The sequence below is a fragment of the Cryobacterium ruanii genome (assembly GCF_004404055.1).
Classification (GTDB): domain Bacteria; phylum Actinomycetota; class Actinomycetes; order Actinomycetales; family Microbacteriaceae; genus Cryobacterium; species Cryobacterium ruanii.
In genome coordinates this window covers 212,045-225,740 of the sequence record NZ_SOHK01000012.1, presented here as the reverse complement: position 1 = coordinate 225,740, position 13,696 = coordinate 212,045, and the positions used below count along the sequence as shown (strand labels likewise).

General features: G+C 67.6%; 17 protein-coding genes and 2 pseudogenes. 10 read left to right on the top strand and 9 right to left on the bottom strand.

Annotated elements, in window-relative coordinates; translation table 11 throughout:
- Nucleotides 1-102: 102 nt before the first annotated feature.
- Together modA and E3T47_RS08275 are read right to left on the bottom strand one after the other, a co-directional pair.
- On the bottom strand, nucleotides 103-882 hold the full coding sequence (modA, locus tag E3T47_RS08280; protein WP_134555595.1) for a molybdate ABC transporter substrate-binding protein: 780 nt from the start codon (nucleotides 880-882) through the stop codon (nucleotides 103-105).
- The gene (locus E3T47_RS08275; protein WP_134555594.1) at nucleotides 879-1,283 is read right to left on the bottom strand and encodes a TOBE domain-containing protein; all 405 of its coding nucleotides are present in this window, start codon (nucleotides 1,281-1,283) and stop codon (nucleotides 879-881) included. Before E3T47_RS08275 ends, modA begins: the two co-directional genes overlap by 4 nt.
- Before the next feature lie 343 nt (nucleotides 1,284-1,626).
- Here E3T47_RS08275 and E3T47_RS08270 point away from each other — a divergent pair, with 343 nt between their 5' ends.
- From E3T47_RS08270 to E3T47_RS08245, 6 genes are all read left to right on the top strand, one after another.
- Nucleotides 1,627-2,919, top strand: a complete 1,293-nt coding sequence (locus E3T47_RS08270; protein WP_134555593.1) for a ThiF family adenylyltransferase — start codon at nucleotides 1,627-1,629, stop codon at nucleotides 2,917-2,919.
- A complete protein-coding gene (locus E3T47_RS08265) occupies nucleotides 2,916-4,379 on the top strand; it encodes a molybdopterin molybdotransferase MoeA (protein ID WP_241982085.1) in 1,464 nt (487 codons plus the stop codon). Before E3T47_RS08270 ends, E3T47_RS08265 begins: the two co-directional genes overlap by 4 nt.
- Nucleotides 4,376-4,885 carry a cyclic pyranopterin monophosphate synthase MoaC gene (gene moaC / locus E3T47_RS08260; protein WP_134555592.1) on the top strand — a complete coding sequence of 170 codons (510 nt, stop codon included), beginning with the start codon at nucleotides 4,376-4,378 and terminating at the stop codon, nucleotides 4,883-4,885. The genes E3T47_RS08265 and moaC overlap by 4 nt, the downstream gene beginning before the upstream one ends.
- Before the next feature lie 154 nt (nucleotides 4,886-5,039).
- Nucleotides 5,040-5,732 carry a molybdenum cofactor guanylyltransferase gene (gene mobA, locus E3T47_RS08255; protein WP_134555591.1) on the top strand — a complete coding sequence of 231 codons (693 nt, stop codon included), beginning with the start codon at nucleotides 5,040-5,042 and terminating at the stop codon, nucleotides 5,730-5,732.
- Nucleotides 5,729-6,001: a DUF6457 domain-containing protein gene (locus E3T47_RS08250; RefSeq protein ID WP_134555590.1), complete on the top strand. Its 273-nt coding sequence runs from the start codon at nucleotides 5,729-5,731 to the stop codon at nucleotides 5,999-6,001. Before mobA ends, E3T47_RS08250 begins: the two co-directional genes overlap by 4 nt.
- Nucleotides 6,001-6,240, top strand: coding sequence for a MoaD/ThiS family protein (locus E3T47_RS08245; RefSeq protein WP_134555589.1), 240 nt, complete (start codon nucleotides 6,001-6,003; stop codon nucleotides 6,238-6,240). Before E3T47_RS08250 ends, E3T47_RS08245 begins: the two co-directional genes overlap by 1 nt.
- A 22-nt stretch (nucleotides 6,241-6,262) precedes the next feature.
- Here the strand turns inward: E3T47_RS08245 and E3T47_RS08240 are convergent, their stop codons facing one another.
- Both E3T47_RS08240 and E3T47_RS08235 read right to left on the bottom strand, forming a co-directional pair.
- The gene (locus E3T47_RS08240; protein WP_134555588.1) at nucleotides 6,263-6,721 is read right to left on the bottom strand and encodes a molybdenum cofactor biosynthesis protein MoaE; all 459 of its coding nucleotides are present in this window, start codon (nucleotides 6,719-6,721) and stop codon (nucleotides 6,263-6,265) included.
- A complete protein-coding gene (locus E3T47_RS08235; RefSeq protein WP_134555587.1) occupies nucleotides 6,721-7,236 on the bottom strand; it encodes a MogA/MoaB family molybdenum cofactor biosynthesis protein in 516 nt (171 codons plus the stop codon). The genes E3T47_RS08240 and E3T47_RS08235 overlap by 1 nt, the downstream gene beginning before the upstream one ends.
- 186 nt (nucleotides 7,237-7,422) lie before the next feature.
- On the opposite strand from E3T47_RS08235, the gene E3T47_RS08230 reads away from it, so the two are divergent.
- Nucleotides 7,423-8,748 carry an MFS transporter gene (locus E3T47_RS08230; protein WP_134555586.1) on the top strand — a complete coding sequence of 442 codons (1,326 nt, stop codon included), beginning with the start codon at nucleotides 7,423-7,425 and terminating at the stop codon, nucleotides 8,746-8,748.
- 82 nt (nucleotides 8,749-8,830) lie between these two features.
- Complete coding sequence (locus E3T47_RS16550) at nucleotides 8,831-8,965, top strand: hypothetical protein (protein WP_277871814.1); 135 nt, start codon at nucleotides 8,831-8,833, stop codon at nucleotides 8,963-8,965.
- 99 nt (nucleotides 8,966-9,064) lie between these two features.
- Here E3T47_RS16550 and E3T47_RS08225 read toward each other — a convergent pair whose 3' ends face one another.
- The 5 genes and pseudogenes from E3T47_RS08225 to narJ all read right to left on the bottom strand — a co-directional run bounded on the left by E3T47_RS08225 (nucleotide 9,065) and on the right by narJ (nucleotide 12,470).
- Complete coding sequence (locus E3T47_RS08225) at nucleotides 9,065-10,477, bottom strand: dicarboxylate/amino acid:cation symporter (RefSeq protein ID WP_134555585.1); 1,413 nt, start codon at nucleotides 10,475-10,477, stop codon at nucleotides 9,065-9,067.
- 137 nt (nucleotides 10,478-10,614) lie between these two features.
- Complete coding sequence (locus E3T47_RS08220) at nucleotides 10,615-10,971, bottom strand: DUF488 domain-containing protein (protein WP_134555584.1); 357 nt, start codon at nucleotides 10,969-10,971, stop codon at nucleotides 10,615-10,617.
- Between the two features lie 18 nt (nucleotides 10,972-10,989).
- Nucleotides 10,990-11,646 (bottom strand): annotated as a pseudogene (gene narI / locus E3T47_RS08215) (respiratory nitrate reductase subunit gamma); the annotation flags it as partial.
- Between the two features lie 12 nt (nucleotides 11,647-11,658).
- On the bottom strand, nucleotides 11,659-11,748 hold the full coding sequence (locus E3T47_RS16675; protein ID WP_338419386.1) for a respiratory nitrate reductase subunit gamma: 90 nt from the start codon (nucleotides 11,746-11,748) through the stop codon (nucleotides 11,659-11,661).
- Entirely contained in the window at nucleotides 11,745-12,470 is a 726-nt protein-coding gene (narJ, locus tag E3T47_RS08210; protein ID WP_241982082.1) for a nitrate reductase molybdenum cofactor assembly chaperone, read from the bottom strand. The genes E3T47_RS16675 and narJ overlap by 4 nt, the downstream gene beginning before the upstream one ends.
- A gap of 20 nt (nucleotides 12,471-12,490) precedes the next feature.
- Between narJ and E3T47_RS08205 the strand changes: the two genes are divergently transcribed.
- Both E3T47_RS08205 and E3T47_RS16790 read left to right on the top strand, forming a co-directional pair.
- Complete coding sequence (locus E3T47_RS08205; protein WP_241982080.1) at nucleotides 12,491-13,405, top strand: alpha-ketoacid dehydrogenase subunit beta; 915 nt, start codon at nucleotides 12,491-12,493, stop codon at nucleotides 13,403-13,405.
- Nucleotides 13,374-13,691 (top strand): annotated as a pseudogene (locus tag E3T47_RS16790) (E3 binding domain-containing protein); the annotation flags it as partial. The gene E3T47_RS08205 and the pseudogene E3T47_RS16790, both read left to right, overlap by 32 nt.
- Nucleotides 13,692-13,696 lie beyond the last annotated feature (5 nt).

Below are 13,696 nucleotides of genomic sequence, written 5' to 3'. Positions count from 1 at the left end.
CGGCCCGGACCCGGAACGCGGGCCCAGGTTCTGACCTGATCCCAAGTCCACCAGGTGGGTCCGGAGTCGCCCGAAGGCCCGGACCCGGTCGGCCGACAACCCTCAAGGTGCGAGAAAACCGTGGGCTGCGAGCACAGCCTGACCCGCAGGCGACAGCACGAGGTCGACGAAGGCCTGGGCGGCCGCGGCGTGCGCGCTGCCCACGACAGCGATCGGATAGTGCCCGACGACCGCGCCAGCTCCGGCCGGGGTCACGCCCTGAACGCGGTCGGGGTTGGCGGCGACGTCCGTCGCGTAGACGAGACCGGCATCCGCTTCGCCGCCCGCAACCTTGGTGACGACGGCCGTCACATTCTGTTCCTCGCTCGCGGGAACGAGGGTGACGCCCGCGTTGGCGAGCAGGGTAGCGGATGCCGCCCCGCACGGCACCTGCGCCGCGCACAGCACGGTGATCACGCCGGGGCGGGCGAGATCTTCGAGGTTCGAGATCTTCAGCGGGTTGCCGGGGGCGACCGCGATGCGCAGGGTGTTCCCGGCGAACAGGGTGGCCGGGCCGGTGAGCCCGTCGTCACTGAGCGGCTGCATATTCTTCTGGTCGGCGCTCGCGAACACGTCGGCCGGGGCGCCTGCGGCGATCTGGGTGGCGAGGGTGGAGGATCCGTCGTAGGTGATCTGCACGTCGACGGCCGGATGCTCCTCTTCGAGCAGAGTAGCGAGCTCATCGAAGGCCGGGTTGAGGGACGCGGCGGCATAGACGCTCAGGGTCTGGGGCTCGAGCCCCACGTTCGGTTCACCGTTGTCTGACGCATTCGACGGTGCGCAGCCCGTGATGGCCAGGGCGAGCACGGCCAATACGGCCAAGGCCTGCGGGAGGCGGGTCATGGCATCCGTCCCGGAGTTTCGACGATCACGTTGGTGGCCTTGATCACGGCGACGCTGAGCGAGCCGACCTCGAGGCCGAGTTCGCGCACGGCCTCGCTCGACATGAGCGAGACGACGCGGTGCGGGCCGCACTGCAGTTCGACCTGGGCCATGACCGTATCCATGGTGATGGCGGTGACGATTCCGACGAAGCGGTTGCGGGCACTGCGGCCCACACTCGACGGGTCGGTCGGGGTGCTCGCCTGGTCGACGGCGAAGGCGGCGAGCGCCGCTCCATTGACCACGAGCCGACCGGATGCGTCGGCGTCGGCCACGAGACGGCCACCGTCGACCCAGCGTCGCACGGTGTCGTCGCTAACGCCGAGCAGCTCGGCGGCCTCGCTAATCCGATATTGCGTCATAAGGGGCAGAATAGCACCGCATTTGCGGATCGCAGCTTTTGAGCGTGCTGCGGTCTGCGCGGTCGCCCGCGACGATTTCAGGAAATCAGAGTCAAGAGGTCAAAATGGGCTGTTGTGCACCGGCTGGCCGAAGAATTGCTGCAGTAGCCACCAAGTTGCCGTGAGCCATCCGGCCTTACTCCTGCAAATTGCTCGGTCGGGCCAACGGGTTCCCTGCAAATGCGGCCATAGCGGCGACAATTTGCAGGAGTTATGCCGCCGGGACTGGCCTGCCCGAGGGTTTCGGCGGTCAGCCCGCGCCGAACGGGTGGCCGGGGGGCCGCGCAGCGCCTAGCGTTGAGGCATGGCTATTCCTCCCCTTGTCGAGCCCGTCGACCAGCTCAGCGCATCCGAATCCGTGCGCACCGCCCGCCAGCGTCGCCTCCCCCAGCTCAATGAACTCGGCCAGCGCCGCCTCGCCAACGCCCGGGTGCTCGTGCTCGGCGCCGGCGGACTCGGCTCTCCCGCCCTGCTCTACCTCGCGGCGGCCGGCGTCGGCACAATCGGCATCGTTGACGGTGACGACGTGGAACCCAGCAACCTGCAGCGCCAGATCATTCACGGCCAAGCGGATGTCGGCCGCCCGAAAGTAGACAGCGCCGCCGAGCGTATCGCCGAGATCGCCCCGGAAACCACGGTCGTCCGGCACACCGAACGCCTCGTCGCGGCAAACGCGGCCGAGATCATCGACGGCTACGACGTGGTCATCGACGGCACCGACAATTTTCCAACCCGATTCCTCGTCAACGACACCTGCGCCCGGCTGGGGCTGCCGTTGGTGTGGGCATCCGTTTTGCGTTTCGACGCCCAGCTTTCGGTGTTCTGGGCCACACCGCCCGAGGGCTCTGGCGTGACCGGCGTGCACCTGCGCGACCTGTTTCCGACGCCGCCGGCCGAGGGAGAGGTGCCCAATTGCGCCGACGCCGGTGTGCTGGGCGCGCTGTGCGGCCAGGTCGGATCGCTCATGGCGACCGAAACCATCAAGCTCATCACCGGTATCGGCTCGCCGCTGATCGGTCGCGTGCTCGTGATCGACGCGCTGTCGGGCCGGTTCAGCGAGATTCCTCTGCTCGGAACCGGCCGTGCCGCCGAGCCGACCGCCGCCGAGATTGCCGCCGAGATTGCGCAGGCTTCCATGGCGAGCACGCCGGAGGTTTCCAGCGCCGAACTCGTCGACCGCCTCGCTGCCCAGAGCGCGGGCACCGACAGTTTTCTCGTGGTGGACGTGCGGGAGCCGAGTGAGTTCGCCGAAAGCTCGATTCCGATGGCCCGATTGCTGCCCATCGGTGAGCTGTTGGACGGTGGCATTCTCACGGACAGCGGCCGCGCTGCGCTCCCCACGGACACCCCGCTGATCGTGCACTGTCACGCCGGCGGCCGTGCCGCCCGGGCCGCGAACGCGCTGCGCGAGGCCGGATTTACCGATGTCTCGGTGCTCACCGGCGGAATCCTGGCCTGGGATGACCTTGTCACCGCCGGGCGGGCGCCCGGTTTCGGCAGCCGCTGGGCCGCGCTCGAGCCCGCCGCGACCGGGCGGCACGGGTTGGCGCGCGACGACGCCGACAGCGCCAGCCAGTCCGAGAGCCTGGACCGGTGACCGACACCGAACGGCCCGACGACCGCGCCCCCGCGAACACGGCCGCCGTGGCTTCCACCGAGCCACCCACGCGCTCCGATGGCTCTGACCGCAACGCCGTGGCGAACGACCACGACCACCCTCACTCGCAAGCCGACCGAGCGGATGCCTGCACCCCCGCCGCATCCGCTCGCACCGTTTCCGAGCAACTCGCGGTCGTGCTCGGCAGCGTCGCGCCGCTGCCGCCCGTGCGCGTGGAGCTCGATGCGGCCCGCGGACTCGTGCTGGCCGAAGACGTGCTCACCGTGACGGACACGCCTCCCTTCGACAATTCCGCGATGGACGGCTACGCCGTCATCCGCTCGGATCTGCTCGGCGCATCCGTTCTGAACCCGATCACCCTGCCGGTCGTCGCCGACCTCGCCGCCGGCACCGCCGATAACCCGCGCCTGGTGCCGGGTCAAGTGGCGCGCATCATGACGGGTGCTCCGATCCCCGATGGAGCGGATGCGATCGTTCCGATCGAAGACACCGACCAGGGCACCGACCTGGTCACGATCGTGGCAGCACCCGCGGTCGCGGCGCACGTACGCCGGGCCGGCGAAGACGCCCACGCCGGCGACCGGGTGCTCGCCGCAGGCAGCGTGCTGTGGCCCGCCCGGGTCGCCGCCGCAGCCAGCGCCGGCACCAGCACCGTGCTCGTACACCCCGCCCCGCGCGTGGCCGTCATCTCGACCGGAAGCGAACTCGTCACACCGGGCAGCCCGACCCGACGCGGCCAGATTCCCGACTCGAACTCCTTTCTGCTCTCGGCCGCCGTCGCCGACGCCGGTGGCATTCCCGTGCGGATCGGCGCCGTTCCCGACGACGAGAACGTTTTGCGTGCCGTGTTGGCCGAACTGGCCGGCACGGTCGACGTGATCGTGCTCTCCGGCGGCGTGAGCGTTGGAGCGTACGACGTGGTCAAAGCCGTGCTGAAACCGCTCGGCACCGTGCACTTCGGACCGGTCAAGATGCAACCCGGCAAGCCGCAGGGTTTCGGGCACTGGCCCGCCACCGACACCGTGCCCGGACCGCTCATCTTCGCCCTGCCCGGCAACCCGGTCAGCGCCCACGTGTCCTTCGAAGTGTTCGTGCGACCCGCGCTGCGCCGCCTGCTCGGCCACACGACGCTGCACCGGCGCACCGTCACGGCAACCGTCGCCGACGGCTGGAACTCCCCGCCCGGACGTGCCCAGTACATGCCCGTCATCGTGACGTACCGCACCGATATCCAGCGCGCACCCGCCGACAACACCCGGGCGGCCGGCACGGACGCCAGCGCCGGCAGCACCCACGCCGAGGTGCGGCCGGCCTCCCGCGGGGGGTCGGGTTCACACCTCGTCGCCGGCCTCGCCCAGGCCAACGGCCTCGCCCATGTGCCCGAAGACACGACTCACATTCGCGGCGGCGACCTCATCACTGTCATGCTGACATCATGACGCACACCACCGACACGACCGGCGCGGCCGTGCCCGCCCAGCTGTTCACCCATCTCGACTCGGCCGGACAGGCCCGCATGGTCGACGTGACCAATAAGGTGCCGACCGTTCGCAGCGCCACTGCCGCCGGCTTCGTGCGCTGCGGCGCGAGAGTGATCGCCGCTCTCCGCGACGGCACCGCGCCCAAGGGTGACGTGCTCGCCGTGGCCCGCATCGCCGGAATCCAGGGCGCCAAGAAGACCGCCGACCTGCTCCCCCTCGCGCACGTGATCGGCGTGCACGGTGCCGTCGTCGACCTGATCGTCGAGGACGACGGCGTCAGCATCACCGCCACCGTGCGCACCGCCGACCGCACCGGCGTCGAAATGGAGGCGTTCACCGCCGTCTCGGTCGCCGCGCTCGCCGTCGTGGACATGGTCAAGGGCCTCGACAAATCCGTCACGATCGAGAACGTGCGCCTGCTCGCCAAGAGCGGCGGCAAGAGCGGCGACTGGCTGCGCGCGTGACCCTGCTCGTTTCCCGCACATTCTTCCCTCAAAACGGAGGCCCGGCACCCGCCTGGCCTCGTACGGTCATTGCCGCGCTCGATTTGGGCAGCCGCTACGCCGGTTACCGTAGCAGCTACCCAAATGGGGCGCGCGCATGCGCTGAGCTCGCCACATGAGCGCCCATCCCAGCGGCCTCACAATCGACCTGATCGTGCTCGCCGGCGGCCGCGGCAGCCGGCTAGGCGGCGCACTCAAACCCGCGGTCGAGGTGGCCGGACGCACCCTGCTCTCCCGGGTACTCGACGCCCGCCCGGTCGCCCGGCACGCCGTAATCGTCGGCCCGCCCGCCGCCCGGTCCGCCGCCGCCGACCAACCGAGTGACGCGCTCACCTGGGCCCTGGAAGACCCACCGTTCGGCGGCCCCGTGGCCGGCATCGCGGCCGGCCTCACCGCGCTCGCGTCGAATGTTGATGAACCCGCCGGCTGGTTGCTCGTGCTCGCCTGCGATCTGCCCTGGGGAGCGGATGCCGCACGCCTGCTGGCCGTGGCAGCATCCGCCCTCGAGGCGGCGAACGAAACGGCAAACGCACCGACCGTCGACGGCGTGCACCTCGTCGACAGCACCGGCCGCGCGCAGTGGCTCGCCGCAATGTACCGCGCACCCGCCCTGCGCGCGGCCGTGGCCCGCCTCGGCGATCGTGTGGACGGTGCCAGCATGCGTCAGCTGCTCGCCGGCCTGCACCTCGACGGGCTGCGCGACGAAGCCGAAGCCGGAACCGACGTGGACACGTGGCAGGATGTTAAGAGCAGCACCGCCCGCTTGAACGGTGCTATTCAGCCCGACCCGAGGAGTGACCCCGAATGAGCTCTGTACCGCTGCCTCCCGAAGCGCTCGACGAGTGGCTCACGGCCCTCGCCGATCGCCTGCAACTCGACCCGGCCGACGTACCCGTGGGCGACCTGCTCGACGTGGCCCGCGATGTTGCCCATAGTGTGGCCCGGCCGGCCGCGCCGCTCAGCACCTTTCTGATCGGCCTCGCCGCCGCAAAAAACGGCGGAACCGGCGCCGATATCGAAGCTGCCTGCGCCGCCGCGAGCGAACTCGCTCGCGACTGGGCGCCCGGAAAGCTCTGATGGCGACCCTGCGATTCTTTGCCGGCGCGGCCGAAGCGGCCCGGGCCGAGACGGCCACGGTCGATGCCAGCACGATCGGCGAACTGCGCACCGAGCTCGGCGTGCGCTACGGAAGCGAGTTCATGCGCGTGCTCGGGCTGTGTTCCCTGCTCGTGAACGGTGCCCGCGCGAGCGACGACGCGGTCACGCTCGCGCCCACCGACACCGTCGACGTACTCCCCCCATTCGCCGGCGGTTAGTCCCGTTCACCCCGGTAGAAAGTTACAGACCGACCCAGGAATGCGTTCCGTCGACCTCGTACTGCTTCTTCCAGATCGGGACCTCGGCCTTGACTGCCTCGACCAGGCTCTCGCAGGCCGCGAAGGCGTCGCCGCGATGCGCGCTCGCGACCGCAGCGACGAGAGCGAGGTCGCCCACGTCGAGGTGTCCGATGCGGTGACTGACCGCCAACACGACCAGCGGATGCTGCCCCCGCACCCGGTGCGCGATCTCACCGATAATGCGCCCCGCGTCGGGATGCGCACTGTAATCGAGGCCCGTGACGCGACCGGAAGCATCCGGATCGTGGTCGCGCACCTGCCCGATGAACGTCACCACGGCGCCGTGGGTGACTTTCGAAACGGCCGTCACGTGCGCGTCGACATCGAGCAGCGACTCGGTGACGACGGCAAAGCCGAGCGAATCGTGCCCTGAATCCGACCCAAACGCAGGCGCCCCCATCAGTGGTCGCCGCCGTCGAGCTGGTCGATGATATGGCGCACGAGCGGCGCGAGGATGGCTACACCGTCACGCACCCCACCGGCCGAGCCGGGCAGGTTCACGACGAGGGCACCGTTGTTGCCGACCGAATCGGCGATGCCGGCGATGCCGCGGGACAGCATCGCGGTGGGAATCGTCGCGACGCTGACCGCGCGCATCCGCTCGGAAATACCCGGCAGGATCGTGTGCAGCAGGGTCGCCGTGCCTTCGGGCGTGAGGTCCCGGGCCGAGACCCCGGTACCGCCGGTGGTCACGACGAGGCGGGCGCCGTCGCCGAGCGCGGCCGAGATAGCCCCGGCCACGCTCTCGATGCCGTCGGGCACCACTCGGGGCGGCCCGCTCGGAATGCCGACGTCCCCGAGCGCATCGACGGCGGCCGGACCCGACCGATCTTCGCGTTCGCCGCGCGAACAGCGATCAGACACGGTTATCACGACGGCCCCGAGTTCGGCCCCAAGTTTGAGCTGAGTTTTCACCGTTCCACAGTACCGCGACCCATCGCGAGCAAACGGGCCAAGTGCCAGCGACAAGCGGATGCCGCCGGCATCCGCTTGTCGCTGGAATCATTTGTCACGGTGTTTGCGCGATGCACCCCGAACGGCAAACGAACAAGCTGGGTCATGCAACGGGCCGCCTGCCCGACAGAACAACCGAGGAAGCCCATGTCAACCGTCTTACCCCCACGCGTCACGTCCACGCTCAAGCCGGACCTCTCCAACTGGGATCCGGAACACGACGAAACGTGGGATTCGCACCTCGCCTGGCGCACCCTGTGGATCACCACCTTCAGCATGACCCTCGGTTTCGCCGCCTGGTACCTGGTCAGCGCGATCGCGCCGCGGCTCAACGACATAGGCTTCGACCTGAGTACCAGCCAGTTGTACTGGCTCGTCGCGCTGCCCGGCCTTGCGGCCGGCCTGCTGCGGCTCGTGTTCATGTTCTTACCGCCCATCCTCGGCACCCGGGTGCTCGTCGCCCTCTCGAGCGCGCTGCTCCTGCTGCCGATGATCGGCTGGACCCTCGTTGCCCGCGACGTGTCCACCCCCTACTGGGTGCTGCTCGCCCTCTCGTTTGCGGCGGGGATCGGCGGTGGCAGCTTTTCGGGTTTCATGGCCTCGACCACTTATTTCTTTCCGAAGCGCCTCGCCGGAACAGCGCTCGGCTTGCAGGCTGGGCTTGGCAACTTCGGCATCGGACTCATCCAGCTGCTCACCCCGTGGGTCGTCGGTTTCGGTCTGCTCGGCACCATCGCGCTCACCCCGGAGAGCGACTCGAACGGCGAGCTGGTCTGGCTGCACAACGGCGGGCTCGTGCTCATTCCCTGGGTGATCCTCGCTGTCGTCCTCGCGCTCCTCTTTCTGAAGCGCGTGCCGATCAAGGCCAACTTCCGGCAGCAGCTCGACATCTTCACGGTTAAGCACACCTGGATCATGACCGCCATCTACCTGATGAGCTTCGGCGCGTTCAGCGGCCTGGCCGCACAGATGGGCCTGATCATCCTCAACGTCTACGGCGACTTTCCCGACGCGCCCAACCCGCTCGCCTTCGCCTTCATCGGCCCCGTCGTCGGCGCCCTGGTGCGCGCGGCCTCCGGCCCGCTCTGCGACCGTTTCGGCGGCGCCATCTTCACGTTCATCGGCGGCGCCGGCATGGCCGTGGGCACCCTGGTCACGGTGTTATTCCTTACGCCGACGAGCGTCGACGAGTTCTCCGGGTTTCTCACCGGCATGATCATCATTTTCTTCTTCTCCGGACTGGCCAACGCCGGAACGTTCAAGCAGATGCCGATGATCTTCCCCAAGCGCCAGGCCGGCGGTGCGATCGGCTGGACCGCCGCGATCGCCGCCTTCGGCCCGTTCATCGTGGGCATGGCCCTCACGGCCATGAGCCCTACCGCCTTCTTCATCGGCTGCTCGGCGTTCTGCGTGCTCTGCACCGGCCTGGCCTGGTTCTACTACGCCCGCCCCGGCGCCCCCAACCCGAGCTGACGCTCCCTCCGGCCACCCGGGACCCCCTCTCCTCCAGCGGGGTGCCCCGGGTCTTTCTCTGCCCGGGGGTCATACTGGAACAGTGACCACACAGGAACCCATCGGCGGCGACCCGGTCTGCTGGCTCGAACAGGTCTGCCCGGAGTGCGGCGCCTACGTCTCCGGCGGATTGCCGGCCACCTGCTGGCGCTGCGGCACCGTGGTCTCTCCGAGCTGAGCCGGCGGGGCTAACGATTGAGGGGGCGCAAATTGACCTCCCGAGACCGGTTGTAGATCGATCTGCGCCCCCTCACAGCGACCTGAGAGCCAGGTAGACCTAGACCCGCGTGTCGGCCGGTTCCCGGGACGCTATTTCTGCCGAGTCGTCCGTGAACGGCTGCGCGGTGCGCGGCGCGTTATAGAGTGACTCGTCGAGAATGCCCTGACGCTTGGCCACGATGGTGGGCACGAGCGCCTGTCCCGCAACGTTGACCGCGGTACGGCCCATGTCTATGATCGGGTCGATGGCCAGCAGCAGGCCCACCCCGGCCAACGGCAGTCCCAGCGTCGACAGCGTCAGCGTCAGCATGACCACGGCACCCGTGGTGCCCGCCGTTGCTGCGCTTCCCAGTACGGAGACCAGCACGATCAGCAGATACTGGGTGAGGTCCAGCTGGATACCGAAGAACTGTGCGACGAAAATAGCGGCGACGGCCGGATAAATGGCCGCGCACCCGTCCATTTTGGTCGTGGCTCCGAGCGGAACGGCGAAGGATGCGTAGCCGCGAGGCACACCGAGGCTGCGCTCGGTTACGCGCTGCGTCAGTGGAAGGGTACCGATGGAGGAGCGCGACACGAAGCCGAGTTGAACCGCCGGCCACACGCCGGAGTAGTACTGCTTCACAGACAGACCGTGCGATTTGATCAGTATCGGGTAGACGACGAACAATACCAACACCAGGCCGATGTAGATGGTGACCGCGAACTTGCCGAGGGAACCCATGGTGTCCCAGCCGTACACCGCGACCGCGTTGCCGATCAGACCGATCGTGCCGAGCGGCGCGATGCGAATGATCCACCACAGCACCTTCTGAATGACCGCGAGAGCGGATGCGTTCAGGTTGAGGAAGGGTTCGGCCGCCTTGCCCACCTTCAACGCGGCGATGCCGACCACGATGGCGATGACCAGGATCTGCAACACGTTGAAGCTGATGTTGGTGGTCGCGATGCCGTCGACGACATTGGTGCTCGCGCCCAGACCGAGGAAGTTCTTCGGGAACAGCCCGGTCAGGAAAGCCCACCAATCACCGGTCTTGCCGGCGTATTCGGCATTCTCAGTGATGCCGGTTGCTGCTCCCGGCCGCACCAGAACTCCCAGTCCGATGCCGATCAGAACGGCGATCAAGGCGGTGATTGCGAACCAGAGCAGGGTGTTCCAGGCTAGTTTTGCCGCGTTGGACACCTGGCGCAGGTTGGCGATCGAACTGACCACGGCCGTGAAAATGAGCGGCACGACGGCTGCCTGCAGCAGCGAGACGTAGCTCGACCCGATAATTTTCAAGGTGGCACCGAGCCCGTTGGGGTTTGCTTCGGTGCTGCCGGTGTATTTGGCCAACAGACCCAGGCCGAGGCCGATGATGAGCGCGGCGATGATCTGAACGCCGAATGAGCGCACCCATTTGGGAAGTCTGCTGCGGCGGGTGCTGACGGGAATTACTGAAGACACTGGTTCGACACTTTCTGTTGTCATTTGTGTTACACGCTGACGCCCCCTGGCCCGCATGCTGGGAGCCCCTTCGAGATCCCCCTCCACGTGCGGGCGCTCTTGACCCAAGGCCGAAAGCTGGCTCAGTATTCCTCCGCGCGAATTGTGGACCGGTGCGTCGATTATTCCTTTAGGTATTCGGCGAGCACCCGCGCGTGGTTCACCCGCGGGTCCTTGGCCCCGTAGATCAGAGTCGTGACCTGCGACCCCGCGGCGAGCGCACGCAACTCCTGGACGGCCGCCTGGGTTGGCGCGTTGCCGTCGAGTTCGGCGCGGTAGCGCAGCGCGAACTCGTCCATTCGCTTCGGGTCGTGCTTCCACCATGTGCGCAGCGCGGGCGACGGTGCAACGTCTTTCAGCCACTCGTCGAGCGCGGCGTGCTCCTTGGAGACGCCGCGTGGCCAAAGTCGGTCAACCAGCACCCGGCATCCATCGGAAGCGGATGCCGCCTCATACGCTCTTTTAATTCGTAGTGTCATGCAGCCAGTATCGTGCCATTATTTGCGCGACCGCTCGAGCGGACGCTCGCTCTTTTCCCAGCCGCGACGCGGTGCCCTCGACCCCGCACCGCGGGGGTTGTCCCGCGAGCGGTAGACCACGTAGGGCCGCACGAGGTAGCCGAGCGGCGCGGAGAACACGTGCACCAGGCGAGTGAACGGCCAGAGCAGAAAGAGCGTCGTGGCGGTGAGTACGTGCAGTTGAAAGAAGAACGGCACGTCGCTCATGAGCGAGGGATCGGGCTGAAAGCTGTAGAGCGAGCGAATCCAGGGTGAAATCGACCCGCGATAGTCGTAACCGCCGCCAAAGATCTGGTAAAGCACCGTGGCCGTCGTGCCGAACGCGATGGTCCCGGCCAAAAATACGTACATGACCTTGTCCATCACCGTCGTGACGAGCAGCACCCGCCTGGTCAGGCGACGCCGGTAGATCAGAATGGCGAGCCCGGCCACGGTCAAGACGGCCGCGAAAGTGCCCAGCCAGGTGGCCCCGAGGTGGTACATGTGCTCGGTCACGCCGAAGAACTCGAGCCACGGCTTGGGAATGAACAGGCCAACGACGTGCCCGCCAATCACCATGAGGATGCCGTAGTGGAACATGGGCGAACCCCAGCGCAGCAGCCGATTCTCGTAGGTCTGGCTCGACCGCGAGGTCCAGCCGAACTGGTCTTAGCGGTAGCGCAGCAGGTGGCCTACCACGAACACGCCCGAGGCGGCGTAGGGAAAAGCGACCCAGAGCAGGTAATCCCAAGCGGTCATGCTCTCACATCCTCGTTGGCGTGCGCGGAAAACGGTTTCAGATTGCCGAGGTAGGTCATGCCGACGGTCTCGGTTGGCGGCCCCTCGTTGACCAGGTTGAGGTAGCGTTCGCGGGTCTCGTCGTCGATCACGGGCAGCGACAGGCACACCGCCTCCACAAGGTGGGCGTATGGACTGTCGAACTTCTCGAGCGCCGAGCGCAGCACCTCGATACCGTCGCGGTGCGCGGCGAGCAGTTCCTGCGCGATCGGGGAGTCGGAGAGCGCTGAGAATTCCAGCACCATCGGCAGGTAGTCGGGCAGTTCGTCGGCGTCAACCTGCCAGCCAGCGGCCCGGTACGCCTCGACGAACCGCACGAGCGCCATGCCGCGGCGACGTGTATCCCCGGCCGCATAGTAGGTGAGGTACGGGCAGCACTTGCGTTTCAGGTCGAAGGTCGCGGTGAAGTGCGTTTCGAGCTGCTGCTGGCTGAGCGTGTTGACCGCCGTGAAGAACGCCTCAAAGCTGCGGTGCAGCTCCCCCGGCAGATTCAGAACGGATGCCTCCACCAGCGCGAATTGCGCCCGCCGCGCCGGCGTCGGGTAGTCGAGCAGAATGGACGCCGCCATGTGCGCGATGACGCCCTGCTCATTCGTGAGCGGGACGGCCGCGATGGAACGCGGAGCCACCTTGGGTGCCCGAAAGCCAAAGTTCAGGCGGCGCGTGGGGTTGCCGGTGCTCATGAACCCGTTATGGACGCACTGTGACTGCCAAAGTAGAACCCGCCACCCGCACGATCACCTACCGCCAGGCGCTCAACGAAACCCTACGCGCCGAACTGGAGCACGACGAGTTGGTCCTTCTCATCGGTGAAGAAATCGGGGTGTTCGAGGGGTCTTATAAGATCACCGCCGGACTGCTCAAAGATTTCGGACCCGACCGGGTGCTCGATGCTCCGATCGCCGAAGAGGGCTTCGTCGGTGCCGCCCTCGGCGCCGCGATGCTCGGCATGCGGCCCGTGGTCGAGATCATGACCATCAACTTCAGCCTCATCGCCATCGACCAGATCGTGAACCACGCCGCCAAGATGCGGTCGATGTTCGCCGGCCAGGTCTCCATTCCGCTCGTCATCCGCATGCCCGGCGGCGGCGGCCAGCAGCTCGCCGCGACCCACTCGCAGAACCTCGAGGTCTGGTACGCCCACATTCCCGGGCTCAAGGTCGTCGCCCCGTCGACCCCGGCCGACGCGAAGGCGCTGCTCACCGCGGCCATCCGCGATGACGACCCGGTGATCTTCCTCGAGAACCTCTCGCTCTACAGCGCCAAGGGCGAGGTGCCCGATGGCGAACAGATCGCCGAGATCGGCAAGGCGGCGGTCGTCAAGACCGGAACCGACCTCACCATTGTGAGCTATTCGCGCGGCACCACGACCGCCCTCGAGGTGGCCAACCAGCTCGAAGCCGAGGGCCTCTCGATCGAGGTCGTCGACCTGCGCAGCCTGCGCCCGCTCGACCGCGACACCATCTGTGCCTCGGTGAAGAAGACCGGCCACGCCGTCGTCTTCGAAGACGACTGGCTCAGCTACGGCATCGGCGCCGAGATCTCGGCGACCATCGGCGAGGGCGTCTTCGACTTTCTCGACGCCCCTGTGCGCCGCGCCGGTCGCCCGCATCGGTGACGGCAGCAATATCGTCACGGAAAACGCGGCCCCGGCCGTCGTCGTAGCTCCCCCAGCGGATGCTCCCGTTCCCGCCCCGGCAGCTCTCGCCACGGCCATTGCTCCCGCCCCGGCAGCTCCCACCGCGGCCATTGCTCCCGCCGCGGCAACACCCGCACGTGCGGCAGCGCCCACGGCACCGAACACGGGCGAACTGCGCACCTCGCCGCTGGCCCGCAAGATCGGCCGAGAGCACGGCATTGACCTGCACACCATCGCCGGCACGGGGCCCCAGGGTCGCATCACGCGCAC